This is a genomic window from Microcoleus sp. N9_A1 (assembly GCF_036701795.1).
Classification (GTDB): Bacteria; Cyanobacteriota; Cyanobacteriia; order Cyanobacteriales; family Microcoleaceae; genus Microcoleus.
Genome location: NZ_JAUBRI010000008.1, coordinates 78,920 through 92,056, shown reverse-complemented (window position 1 = coordinate 92,056; position 13,137 = coordinate 78,920). Strand labels below are relative to the sequence as shown.

Genomic DNA, 13,137 nt, shown 5'->3' with positions numbered 1-13,137 from the left:
ACTGTCAACTGTCAACTGAATCTGGCGAATCGCTCTCTGCCTATTATACCACTGTGGTTTTAGCAATACAATCGTTTCACGAGACTTAAAAGTCAAAGTCCCTACCGACTGATCCCCAGGTCTGAATCCCCATGTCGGTAGCCCGGGGCTTGCGTCTGGCGTTTCGGTCAAAAACTTTCGATTGATTCTACCACGCTTTAGTTGCGAGTAGATCGTGAAAAAAGCCTTTGCTGCCCCCAAGCTGGCGCCTTGCTCCGGCGGACTAGGGTTTTGAACCACGCTGCCTTAGAATAAGGTAATGACGCGAGCCTATGGCGCTCGCCGCGGGCGAGCAAAAAGGTCGATCGGCACTGAGGGTTTTGCTGACAATTGCCAACAAAAGTTCATTTTGACTGCACCTGATTTTAGGGCTGTGGCAAACCCAAAAAAACCTCGATCGCAACTCATCCAACCCAACAGACTAGCCTCAAGTTCCCATCGGGGCTTGATCGGCACTTCCTGCTGGTAGCAGCGGTAAAACCAGAGAATCCTCGGTATTTTGAAGTTGACCTACGCCAAAATGTGCTGGATAAACTGACGGCATACTCAGCCAAAAACTTCAAAAGTTTGGCGATCGAAGACTTGAACCAGTCGGGAATGCCAGCCTTGCACACTCGAAGAACCCGTGCAATCGTGCGATGTGGATTCTACGAGTTTAGGCAACAGTGGGAATACTAAGGTGAAACTCTACACTTAGAGAATGCCCCGAGTTTCGCGGTTTCAGCTTGTGGACTGGTAGCGCGGCCGAGGAGCGGCAGCAAGTATCGCCCTTTCGTCAATTCCCAATTGTGAGATCGGCATCAGCGCGTAAATTATTGACGGAAACTAAAGTCAATCTTTTCGCCAGCACACAGTCTTTCCGATCTCAGACGCCAACGGTTTTAAGGAGGACACTTTAGCTGCATGCAGGGAAATTTGAGTGAAATAGACATCCGCAGCATCCTGCAATTGATTGAGTTAGGTCAGCGAACCGGAGAACTGTTCGTAGAGGCCTACACCTCCACCGGCAGCAGCACGGGTACTCAACCTACCCAGCGCTCCCTTGCAGGACAATCCTGGTATGTCTTCTGCTTCAACGGTCAGATTATTTACGCTACCCAGAGTGCGGGCAGTTTGTTGCGCTTACGCGACTACCTGCGCCGCTACAAAGCAGATACCGCCCTAGACAAAATCCAAGTTCCCTATATGGCATCTACCAATGCCCCAGAATACGGCTACCTGTGGGCCCTGCTAGAAAACCACATCCTCACCCCAGCTCAAGGGCGCAACATCATCCAGAGCATGATCCACGAAACCCTGTTTGACTTGCTCAGTCTCCACCAGGGTTCCTTCACTTTTGAAATGGGCCCAGCTTTGGCTCCTCAACTGACCAGCTTAGAAATTAGCTCGCTGCTGGCCAAGATTGTCAAACAGGTGCAGCAGTGGAAGCAGTTTCACCCTCACATTCAGTCGCCAAACCAATGTCCGGTGATTTCAGACCCCTCCGAGCTGCGAGTCGCGCTGCCTGTGAATACCTTTAATACTCTCAGACGCTGGGCCGACGGGCACACTTCGATCCGCCAAATGTCGCGCTACCTCAACAGAGACGTGCTGACTGTTGCTAAGGCGATTTACCCCTTCGTGCAGCAGGGATTGGTGCAAGTATTTTACGAGCCATCTGTTGCGCCGGCAGGCGACAGAAGAGAATGGCCGCCGTATCAAGAAACCAAGGTTAAGAGAGTTGTCTGCATTGACGATGACAATACTATTCGCAAAACAGTCGAGTCAATTTTAAACGAACACGGTTACGAAGCTACTGCCATCGGCAATCCCCTGCAAGCCCTGAGTTTGGTTTTTCAACTCAAACCCGATTTAATTCTGTGCGATATCGCCATGCCGGAACTCGACGGCTACGAAGTTTGCGCTATGCTGCGGAGTTCTAGCGCTTTCCGGCAGACGCCGATCGTTATGCTGACGGGTATCGACGGCTTTATCGACCGCGTTAAAGCCCGCATGGCAGGAGCTACAGACTTTTACACCAAACCTTTTGGTGAAAGCGAGTTATTGATGCTGGTAGAAAAATATGTGGGCCCCGGCTACCCTCGGGTCAATCTCTCGGAAAGATTATTAGACCGCTCGCTAGAAGACCAATTAGAAGAAAAATAAATTTCGCACCCATGCCATGATGGGAGCTTTTTTGTACCTGCGGTTAGATCAAGTCTCGGCCGCCACAAAGAGAAAGCTGGGGGTACTATTGGCGATCGCACCATAAACTAGAATGTATTAATCCGCGCGCTGGCATAAGGGCGTCGGTAAAACTCTGTTCAATTTCTAGGCCCAAGTGGGTCTAACACGCTCAAAGTGCAAATATAATATACTTGTTCTCCACTTGCAGCCGCTCCGAAAAACTGATGCACAGGGCTACTTATTGCTAGGTATTTCTGTACAAAGTCAGAGAGTGCAATTGTCAGTCTTAAGTGACTCCGTTCATGATTGTCGCGACACCAGCCATGTCAACAACTCCTCGCTAATCCGAGTATCGGTTTAGCATTCATCGCAGAAATTACCTAGAGTTTTACCAATTGAGACGGCGGTGGGAGTACAAAGTGAAGCTTTAGGGGTTTCAAATTAATTGTTCGTAGTCGATTTGAGCTAATGTGCCAGCAAAGGTCGCGCGAATTTATTGATGGCAGTCAATTATTGACGGAGCAAATTTATTGCCAAGGACCTCCGGCAGTCGCGCCATTCACCCCTTGGCTGTGTCAAGCTTGGCTGTGTCAAGTTTCGACCATCGAAGTTTCGATCGGGTTATTCTTGGCGGGAAACCTCAACAATTTGCTAGAAATGCAGGTGTCAGAATTATGATTAGCGGTAGCCCAGACTTTATATTACCAGGACTAGGGGTAGATCCGGCTCCGGAATTCCAAGAACTAGAAACTCCCGAAGGCGAGCTGCACCTGCGGTTCTACGTTCCTTCGGGGAACGAGTTCGCACTGCCAGCGACAGGGATTAGAGAGGTACTATCCCCGTCCCCAGACCGCATGACACCGATCCCCAACGTTTCCTCTTTGCTTTTAGGTACTCTAAATATGAGAGGACGAGTGATTTGGGTGGCAGACCTCGGCCAATTTCTGGGAGACCAAACACCTCTGAACACAGATAGACCCGAAATCCCGATCGTGGCTGTGGAAGACCAAGACACGATTTTGGGGCTGGCAGTCGATCGAATTGTGGGGATGGACTGGCTCGACGTAGAGCAACTGCACTCTCAGAACAATGCACCAGACGGCATGATTCCATTTCTGAGGGGAGAATGGATGTTAGGTGCACAAGCTCAGAAAGTGCTCCGACTGCTAGATCAAGTGAAAATTCTGCGCTCGGCGCGGTGGGCAGCGTGAAATCGATTTTAGATTTGCGATTTGCGATTTTCGATTGGGGTCTAACCATCAACAGTCACACGACTTGAGGCGCGCATCTAAACATTCAATTCAAGATAAAAATCAAAAATCTCAAATCTAAAATCTAAAATCCAAAGAGGGCGGCAAATGGCAACAAGTACCAACTTTCAGCAGGACTACCAACGGGCAGAAGCGGCCTACATGGATGGCAATTATTCAGAAGCCGCAGCCCTAGTTTATCAATTAGTAGAAGATTTTCCCGAAGACCCCAGCGCTCGCCTGCTGTGCGGACACATTTACTGCTACGGACTGCAACAGCATGAGGTGGCGCGGGAACAGTACACGGTTGTGCTAGGCCTGAGTGACGACCCGAGTTTGGTGGAACACGCTCACAACGGAATTACCTACACAGACCAATTTTTATCTGGAGAACTGCAAACGGAAAATTTCGAGGCTTTGTCTGCTGAAACTGAATTAGAATTCTATCCAGACTTATCTCTTGATGAAGGGTTAGAAGACCCGGATTTGGGACTTTTTCAAGGAAATTCCCCATCCCTTTCCTATAGAAGTCAATCCCCAGACGACATGGAAAACGAGGACTTGGCCGACTTGGGCATGAGTGGCTTGGGGTGGGAAGCAGAAGACGACGATCGCGCAGGCTTAGTCCCAGATTTAACCTCACATTCTAACCCGTTTGGTGGCGACAGTGGCGGAATGGCAGCTTATGCTGAGACATCCGACTCGCTAGACGACATAGACGAGTTTGCCGACTCGGACTTTGGAGACCCTTTTGCCTTAGATGATGGAGGGTTTGATGCTGCTGACTTGTCTAGCAGCAAAGTGTCTGGGAAAAGCGCACCTTACTCAGGAGATTCGTTTTCAGAAGCTCCGACTCAGATGCTCAACGGTCAAAGTTTTGCCTCTTCAGAAACCGGGAATTCCTTCGACTCGAACCAACTAGACTCCCCCATCGGGCCCTCGGACAATTTTGGCGAACCTTTTGCTGCGCTCGATTTGCCAGACGAATTCGACGATAACTCCGACTACGACTACCAATTCCCGCCCCAGAGCGGCCAAAATCACAGTCATAACGCACCTCCGGCCGAAGAGGAAGACCCCTTTGCTGAGGCGATGCCCTCGTCGGGTTTCGGGTCTTCTCGACCTCAAAACAAACAGCCGAATAACGGGTCGGACTACTCGTCAAACTATTCGCTGGCGGAAGACGAAACGCTGTTGATGGGAGGTGCTGTCCCCAACTCTCAAAGTCAAAGATCGAGCCGGGGACAATTTAATTCAGTCGATCCAGCCTCCGCCAACAGCAACGGTTACAGCGACTCGGAACCCCCGGCATTTGGCTCAAGAGACAACTTCGAGTTAGATGCTTTTGAAGACGACGCTTTTAGCGATTCTTTCTCTTTCGACGAAAACGAACAAGCGACAGCTTTCGGAGCGTCCGACAAGAACAACAGCGCCTGGTCGTCAAAAACTGGGAACGCTCAAGAACACAGCGACTTTTTAGACGAATTTGACGAGTTTGACGATTTAGGCAATTTGCCGGACTTTGATATCTCAGAAGATGCCACCAGTTCGAGCTTGACTAGAGGTAACACCAATTTCGGCAACTCGACCAGCGGCATGATGGGAACGACCGGCAGCAGCCTGGACTTTGACAACAGCGACGGCTCGGCAATTCGAGACGACGAGATGTTTCCCATTTCTGGCGCGAGTGATGGGTCGATGCCGACTTTTGCTCCCACCGAAACAGAAGCGCTCGATACTTCGGTAACAGTAGAACAGGGGGGACTGGCTTTCTTGGAAAATGCCCCTTTGTTTACAAAACAGTTGTACACGGCAATCGGGGCGGGACTGGTTTCTCTGGTAGCTGTGGCTTTCGTCACCAACATTGCCTCCTATCAAGCTCTGCGGCAAGACAAACCGGAGGCGATCGTTTACCTGCGCCAAACAGGCTGGGTAATGACCGCAGCCGCAGGCTTTACCAGCTTTTTAACTTCTTGGGGCATCGGCCAGTTGATCGCCAAGCAGGTACGCAAGTCGTCGGACAATTTGCAAGCTCAGTTCGATGCGGTATCTCAAGGAACTTTGGATGCTCGTGCTACGGTTTACTCGGAAGATGAATTTGGCAAAATGGCTGCTAAATTCAACCACATGGCGAAGGTCATCCAAACCACGATTAGCGATACCAGGCGCAAGTCGGACGAGCAGGAACAGGCAAAAGAAGACTTGCAGCGCCAAGTGATTCGGTTGCTAGACGACGTGGAAGGAGCGGCCAGGGGTGACTTGACGGTGACTGCGGAAGTGACCGCAGACGTTTTGGGTGCTGTTGCTGACTCGTTTAACTTGACAATTCAAAATCTGCGCGAAATCGTCCATCAGGTGAAGCAGGCGGCGAGGGAGGTCAGTAAAGGCGCTACGGATAGTGCTAAGTTTGCGGGCGATTTGTCTTCCGACGCGCTGCGGCAAGCTGAGGAACTGGCGGCAACGCTGAATTCGGTACAAGTCCTCACCGATGCGATTCAGCGGGTCGCAGAGAGCGCTAGAGAGGCGGAAGAAGTTGCCCGGGGTGCCGCGGCAACGGCTCTGAAAGGGGGCGAGGCTGTGGAGCGGACGGTGGCCGGGATTTTGGAAATTCGAGAAACCGTAGCCGAAACAACGAGAAAAGTCAAGAGGTTAGCGGAAGCTTCTCAAGAGATTTCTAAGATTGTGGCTTTAATTGCGACGATCGCCTCTCGGACGAATTTGTTGGCCCTCAACGCCAGTATTGAGGCGGCGAGAGCTGGGGAAGCGGGCAGGGGTTTTGCGATCGTGGCAGACGAGGTGCGACAGTTGGCAGATCGATCGGCTAAGTCTTTGAAAGAAATCGAACAGATCGTGATGCAAATTCAAAGCGAAACCGGCGCGGTAATGACGGCGATGGAAGAAGGTACGCAGCAGGTGATTGAGGGGACAAGATTGGCAGAACAGGCGAAGCGATCGCTTGAAGATATCATTCAAGTTACTAATCGAATTGACGTGCTGGTGCGATCGATTACTGCGGACACTGTGGAGCAGAATGAAACAGCTCGCTCGGTCGCCAGTGTGATGCAAGCAGTCGAGCTAACTGCTCAGGAAACATCCCAAGAAGCGCAGCGAGTTTCCGGTGCTTTGCAAAATTTGGTAGGTGTTGCTCGCGACCTTTTGACATCGGTGGAAAGGTTCCGAGTAGAAACAGCAGAAAGACAATAATTGATTGTTTAATGCTTTTTTTACTTGCTGACTTACAAGCACATTAGTGTGGCAACAATGATAGATAAAAAGCAACCTCGCAGTCTTGAAACCGCTGCGGGGATGCCAATCCAGCACCTAAACAAACTAGGAGTTGTACAGATGAACGATAACATAGTAGAGGTAATTCCTGGCATATTTGGTGAGATTCAGCCGACGGGCTGTATTATCTCTACCCTAACAAAATCTAGCAGCGGCTATGCGAACAAAAGACTTCGCATTAACGGTGAATGGAAAACGTTTACAGTCCACCGTTTAGTATTAGAAAATATATTAGGTCGTCCGATTAGACCGGAATACTTTGCTTGCCACAGTTGCGATGTCCGCAACTGCATCAATCCTAACCATTTATGGGAAGGTTCTCGACTGGAAAATTCTCAAGACAGGTTTAAAAAAGGACGTATTAAGGATGTAGGAAGTACATCGGCCCCGACACCTCAAAAACAACTGCTAGGCAGAGAAATAATTCCCGGTATTCGCGCTGAAATACAGCCGAACGGCTGCATGATTTGTACCTTGGCTAAAAGAAGTGATGGTTACGCCATTAAGGGTACTAAAATTAATGGCAAAACAAAAAGTTTCTACGCTCACAGACTGGTACTGGAACACAAACTGGGACGACCTGTAAAATCAGGTTATTTTGCTTGTCACAGTTGCGACGATCGCGGTTGTGTCAATCCTGACCATTTGTGGGAAGGAACTCCCGCCGATAACTCCCGCGATGCCATAGAAAAAGACCGCTTTCCTTTCGTTCCCGGCAATATCTGCCCTAACCGCAAACTCAAACCCGAACAAGTGCAGCAGATTCGCTATCTTTTAAGTGAGGGCATATCGAAAGCAAAAATAGCCAGGACATTTGCCATATCTCGCAGCCAGATTATTCTCTTGGCAAGGGGCGAGATATACAGAGACCTTTTCTAGAACTACTAACATAGACCCAATACAATAACGCTTAAAATCAGGAATAAAACTATGCTGCCGGAGCAACAACAGAGGATAATGGGCTACTTTATTGAGGAGGCAAAAGACCACCTCAATACGATCGAACAAGGCTTGCTGAATCTGCAAACCACGATCGAAGACCCAGAACTGGTCAACGAAGTATTTAGGGCCGCTCACTCTGTCAAAGGAGGAGCAGCAATGCTGGGGCTGACCAGCATTCAGCAAACAGCTCACCGACTAGAAGATAGTTTTAAAGTTTTAAAAGAGTGCAGCGTTAAAGTAGACCAACAGCTAGAGTCCCTTTTTCTGCGAATTTTTGACACATTGCAAGGGCTCTTAGAGCAACTGTCGGGGCCTTTTGGACTGACAGAAGAATTGGGAGAACAGATGGTTCGAGAATTAGAACCAGTATTTGAAGAGCTCAACGGGCACTTGGGGGGACTCGTTGGACACGGAGAACACCATGCAGACGAGAGCAGCGCTCTGGCCGTACCCGAACAAGTTATGGCGGGGATGGGAGTCGGGGCGTTTGCCTCATCAAGGAGTTTTCCGGATTCGCGGTCAGTTTACGCACCTGATGCCAGAGCAACAGAAGACAGCGCGCTGCTGCTAGTATTTGACTCAGACGTGCCGGCGAGGATGCGGGAACTCCTGCAAGAGTTCAAACAGCCCGAGGGGCCAGAAAGCAGGCGGCAACTCAAGAACATTTGTCGGAACTTGCTCAGGGCAGGGGAAGAATTTGAACTACCCTGCTGGATAGAATTGATCAAAGCTGTATCCAAGGCGATCGCCAACTCAGAAAATACTTACCGTACCTTAGCCCCAACGGTGATCAAAGACATCAAACAAGCGCAAGAACTGGTAATTTCGGGTCTAGAATCGTCGATCGCACCAAGCGCAAAACTTCTGGCGCTGCAGCCGGCTGTTCTGGTTCCAGAAACGGATTTTGAAGATTTGCTGGCCTTCGCTCAACCGAGTAAATCCGGGAAAAATGTGGTTTCTGTTGAGGATGAGGCCTGGGATATGGTGGGATCGGGCGATGCCCCGGATGGATTGAACAAGTTGCTGCCGACTATTTCTGGGCTGAGTATAGACGAGCTGTTCGACCAACTAGACAGTGGCGACAGCAACGATGACAGTGGCATTCGATCGTCCCAGTTCGACGAAGATTCCGCCTTCGCAGAATCGGATATGGAGACGGGTGCTTTTAGAGGCTCGACCCGCACCGGCCCGGAAGTGGGCGCTGCAGAACTCAACACCTTAGCTGACTTGTTTGACGGCGAGTCCCCGGAGCTCGACGGCGCTTGGGAAGAAGAAGAAGACCTCGACTATGCACAGTCTTCTGGGATATCGGCGACGGGAATGCTGGGGTCAGACGATGATGACAATTCCGGCGATTTTACTGATTTGTTGTTTGACGAATACGATGCGGAAAGTTCCGAAACGAACACGAAGCCTCCGATTGATGACCTGACGAGTTTGTTTGGGGAGGATTTGCTGTTTGGACAGGAGGCAGAGGGCTCGGCAGTAGCTGCCGGTCATAAAAATGGGGGTTCGAGCCAGCGGTTAACTCGCAAACAGCTTAAAACGGGTAACGGTAGGGGCGGTTTGGAGCGGCGAGGCGACACGGTGGCCCCAGCCAGGGGACAAGCGGACGAAGATGCTCTCGGTACGCTTTTGGACGAAGTGGCTGCCCAAACTTCTGCTGGTGTTACGGACAATGCTGATTTCGATAACTTGTTCGGCGATTTAGGCTTATCTGAGGCAACGGGTGTGCCGCCGGCAGTCTCTTCGGAGTATTCCCTGAAGTCGGAGGCTTTAGACGGAGGATCGAAGGAGTCTGCAGCAGGGGGGGGCAATAATGATTCAGCGGATGCCGAAGCGCTTGCTCTCCATGAAATGGATGATTTCGAGTTGTTCTCTGAGCTGGGCGAGGATTCGGATTTGAGCGAGCTGTTGGGGATTACTTCTAATTTCCTTTCTTCAGAAGACGAAGCTGGGGAGAACGGGGGCGATCGAGATCAAGCTGCAGGCATCGCACAAAATGAGGAAATGGGCAACGTTCTTAACATGACATCAAATTCTGATTTAGATATCTCTGCGGATGAAAACTGGCTAGAAGATGCTTTCGGCATGGAAGACGAGTCTGTGCAATCGCTCAACCTAGAACTGGACGATACGGATTTAGATGCGCTGTTTGGGGATATGACCTCGGGTTCGATTTCTGAGGATGAACAGACTGCGCGGGATCGGCAAGGAGCGGCTACTTCCCGAGAAGCCGCAGATTTGGCTGATCTGTTCGGTTCTGTACCTACCGGTACTGAGTATGACGGAGAAGCTTCGGGGCAAGCCCGTGGGGGTTGGCGGAATGATGGGGATTCAGAATTGCTCAGTGCAGGTGTGGGAGTTAATGAGGGCGAGTTGGGGAGTTTGTTCGAGAACAATGGTGCGGCTGTTTCCGACCAAGGCTTGAGAAATTCGGCAGAGGTTGAACTTGGGGCTTTGTCCGATGATCATCATGAGTCGGAAATTTCAAATGTCGAATTTGATGAGGGCGCAGCTTTCGATTTCTTGGGGGATATGTTTGCCGAAGGCATGGTGCAGCAGAGCGATGCTGGATCGGCGCCAGATGACGGCGCGGCTGTGGCTGTGAAGGAGTTGTCTGCTCAGCCTCCCGATGGTTTGTTCGATCGAGCCGAAACAGATGGCGCCGGGGAGTCTGAGGGCGAAGATGATTTGTTTGATGCCCTGGAAACGGATTTTTTGAGTGCGGATTTAGAGCTACTGCCGGCAGAATCTCTCGATGGTATGTTTGAGGGCGATGCTGACTTGCTCTCGGCGATGGAAACCGGGGCTACTCTCAACAACGAGGAGTTGGAGGGTTTTGACGATTTGTTGGATTCGATCGATGCTGAGGTTCTGGTGACTTCGGAACTGACAACGGGCTTTTGGGACGCTGAGGACGAGTCGGGCGAGGCCGATTCCTCGGAGTTGGAAGAGGGGTCGCTGGCAGACTTTTTTGCCGATGGCGAATCAGGTGATGAGGACGACGAAGGCAATTTTGACGATTTAGAAGCACTGTTAATTGCAGGGGGTGCGGTCGCTGTCATAGCAGCTTCTGGGAGCACAAATCAGAGTCCGGTAAATACAGAAGTTTTCTCGGATCTCGAAGAGCTCCTCAGCGAGAGCGCAACTATGCCGGAAATTCACGGGCTACCGACGACAACTGCTAGTAAAGGTCCGCGCGCTGCGGCCGATGAGAGCGACGACGAATTTGGCGATTTGGAAAAACTGCTGGAAGATCCCAAGGACAGTGGCCGCCAAGGGGAAGCAAATATGGGGCCGTCGGCGATCAACAGACCCAGGCGGAATGCCCGCGCGGGCGGGTTCGGCGACCAGACAATGCGGGTGCCGATCAAGCAACTGGATAACCTCAGCAATTTGATGGGGGAACTGGTGGTAAACCGCAACAGTTTGGAGCAAGACCAAGAACGGATGCGACAGTTTTTGGACAATTTGCTGCACCAGGTAACGCTGCTGAGCGATGTGAGCCAGCGGACTCAGGATTTCTACGAGCGGAGTCTTTTGGAGATTGCTTTGCTGGCAAACCGTCAGGGACACCGATCGGCCTGGCGCTCTGAGGAGTCATCCCACACCCGGGAAAGTGCCTGGAGACCGGAGGAAATGGACAGGTTTACTCCTTTCCACAGTTTGGCTCAGGAGATTATCGAGCTGATCGTGCGGGTGCGGGAGTCGGCCGCGGACATTGAGTTTTTGGTGGATGAGGCCGATCAGGTGACTCGCCAACTGCGGCAAGTTACGACTCAACTGCAAGAAGGTTTGACTCGCGCCCGGATGAAGCCGTTTGCGGAGACGACGGACAGGCTGTTCCGGGCGGTGCGGGAAATTGCGATTAAGTGCGGGAAGCAGGCTCAGTTGCAGGTTGAGGGTAAGGATATTTTGATCGACAAGATGATTGTGGATCAGCTATATGACCCGATGACTCATTTGGTGAACAATGCGATTACTCACGGGATCGAAGCGCCGGAGGTGCGTCTGGCGGCTGGGAAGCCTGCAGTCGGCAGGATTACGATTCGGGCTTTCCACCAAGGGAACCAAACCGTGGTTTCGGTTTCTGACGACGGGGCGGGAATTGACCCGCAAAGGGTGAAGGCGAAGGCGATTAAGCAGGGTATGCTGACGGCGGCTCAGGCTCAGAGGATGTCTCGCTCGGAAGTTTACGATTTGCTATTTATGCCGGGTTTCAGCACTCAGGAACAGGCGACGGAGTATGCCGGCCGGGGGGTCGGTATGAATGTGGTGCAGACTTCCTTGCAGGAGATTCGGGGAACTGTGTCCATTGATTCAACCATCGGCAAAGGGACTGTGTTTACCATCCGTTTACCTCTGGTGTTGAGCATTTCTAAGGCTCTGACTTGCATTAGCGATCGAGCTCGCATTGCTTTCCCGATGGATGGGGTCGAGGATATGATCGATGTGCCTCGCGATCAGGTGACGACGGGGGCGGACGGTTTGCCTTGCATTGAGTGGCGGGGTCAAAGCTTGCCGTTCCGGCCGCTGCGGGATTTGCTGGCTTACAACCGCCATTTGGGCCGGGGCAGTGTTTACGGGTTTAATACTGACGATGACATGATTTCGGTGATCGTGCTGCGGTCTGCTGGCAATTTCTTGGCGGTGCAGGTGGATCAGGTTTCGACGGAACAGGAAATTGTGATCAAGCCGTTGGAGGGGCCGGTGCCGAAGCCGATCGGGATTGCTGGGGCCACAGTGCTCGGGGACGGTCGAATCGTGGCGATTGCAGACGTTCTGGAACTGATCGATTTGGCTACCGGAAGGCTGCGGAAGGAAACTGGCGGTACGCTTTGGGATGAGAGCGAGAGGGCTACTAAGGAGGCGGAAATCGAGAAGACTGAGCCGACTGTGCTGATTGTGGATGACTCGATTACGGTGCGATCGCTGTTGTCGATTACTTTTGAGAAGTCTGGCTATCGTGTGGAAGAAGCTCGCGACGGTAAGGAAGCTTGGGAAAAGATGAAATCTGGTCTGCCTTGCGATATCGTTTTCTGCGATATTGAGATGCCGAGAATGGACGGTTTGGAGCTGCTTTCTCGGATGCAGAAGGATGCGGTTTTGTGTGAATTGCCGATCGCGATGTTGACTTCTCGCGGTGCTGATAGACACCGCCAAATGGCTTACAGTTTGGGCGCGAAAGGTTATTTTACTAAGCCTTATTTGGAGGAGCAATTGCTTGATGCTGCTTCTCGGATGTTGAAAGGTGAAGTTGTTGGTGCTCCGGCTATGGCTTAGGCCGTTGATGTTTGAAAGGCAGTGAGTCCTGTGGGGGCTAAACTCTCACAGGAATTGTATTATATGGCGATCGATTACAGCATTTCTGAACAAAGATTTACTGCATGCAATAAGTAAGGTTCGTAGTACGGACTTTAGTCCGCTATTATTACGGACGGTCGTCCGTAAT

At 51.2% G+C, this 13,137-nt stretch carries 5 protein-coding genes; all 5 read left to right on the top strand.

Translation table 11 applies throughout. The features are described 5' to 3' along the window. Positions 1-942 precede the first annotated feature (942 nt). A complete protein-coding gene (locus QUA58_RS05790; protein WP_333393300.1) occupies positions 943-2,184 on the top strand; it encodes a response regulator in 1,242 nt (413 codons plus the stop codon). 698 nt (positions 2,185-2,882) lie between these two features. Further along, positions 2,883-3,416 carry a chemotaxis protein CheW gene (locus QUA58_RS05785; protein WP_190661936.1) on the top strand — a complete coding sequence of 178 codons (534 nt, stop codon included), beginning with the start codon at positions 2,883-2,885 and terminating at the stop codon, positions 3,414-3,416. 147 nt (positions 3,417-3,563) lie between these two features. After that, on the top strand, positions 3,564-6,659 hold the full coding sequence (locus tag QUA58_RS05780; RefSeq protein ID WP_333393299.1) for a methyl-accepting chemotaxis protein: 3,096 nt from the start codon (positions 3,564-3,566) through the stop codon (positions 6,657-6,659). A 141-nt stretch (positions 6,660-6,800) separates the two neighbouring features. Further along, positions 6,801-7,619, top strand: coding sequence for an HNH endonuclease (locus QUA58_RS05775; protein ID WP_333393298.1), 819 nt, complete (start codon positions 6,801-6,803; stop codon positions 7,617-7,619). A gap of 51 nt (positions 7,620-7,670) precedes the next feature. Further along, the gene (locus QUA58_RS05770) at positions 7,671-12,968 is read left to right on the top strand and encodes a response regulator (protein ID WP_333393297.1); all 5,298 of its coding nucleotides are present in this window, start codon (positions 7,671-7,673) and stop codon (positions 12,966-12,968) included. Positions 12,969-13,137: the final 169 nt, after the last annotated feature.